The sequence below is a fragment of the Nocardia sp. 852002-51101_SCH5132738 genome (assembly GCF_001665695.1).
GTDB lineage: Bacteria > Actinomycetota > Actinomycetes > Mycobacteriales > Mycobacteriaceae > Nocardia > Nocardia nova.
In genome coordinates this window covers 1-645 of record NZ_LZML01000039.1, presented here as the reverse complement: position 1 = coordinate 645, position 645 = coordinate 1, and the positions used below count along the sequence as shown (strand labels likewise).

At 65.0% G+C, this 645-nt stretch carries 1 protein-coding gene and 1 pseudogene; both read left to right on the top strand.

All coding sequences use genetic code 11. The features are described from left to right. Positions 1-65 precede the first annotated feature (65 nt). A complete protein-coding gene (locus A5789_RS36315; RefSeq protein WP_064903081.1) occupies positions 66-287 on the top strand; it encodes a hypothetical protein in 222 nt (73 codons plus the stop codon). A gap of 182 nt (positions 288-469) precedes the next feature. Further along, a pseudogene (locus A5789_RS06025) lies at positions 470-645 on the top strand (ATP-binding protein); the annotation flags it as partial.

Sequence of the window (645 nt, the reverse complement as noted above, 5' to 3'; positions counted from 1 at the left end):
GAGCCGAATCCCATTGTGCTAGAATAGATTTAGTACCGAACTAGCTTCGGACTTACACGGTTGCCATGACACCCTCGGCGCGTACTGCCGACGATGTCGCGCAGGAGGTCTACGCGTTGCTGATCACCTACCAGGCGTTGCGGACCGCGATCGCCGATACCGCGCTGGCCACACCGGGCATGGTCGCGGACCGGGGCAGTTTCACCGTCGCTTTGCAGACCGCCCGCGACCAGCTCGTCCATGCGGCCGGGTCATCACCGGCGCGACTGTCGATATCGTCGGTGTGATCGGGCGGGCCGTGCGCGCTGACCTGCTCCCACATCGCCGGCCCCGCAGCAGCCTTCGCGTGGTCAAACGGGCAATCTCCAAACACCGCGCCAAGGGGGTGATCGACCGGACCATCTACCAAACCCACATCAGCGTGCGCGTGCTACCCGGTTGACAACCCGGCAGCACACCAAACTGAGCGGCCTTGGGTCTAGCCCGGGCTGCGGTGCACGCCGGCTACCGCACCTATGTCACCACCGCCGCCGATTTGGCGGCCCGCTGCCACAAAGCTGCGATCGAAGGCCGGTGGGCCACCACCATGCGGTTCTACGCCGGACCAGCGCTGCTGGTGATCGACGAACTGGGCTATCTGCCATT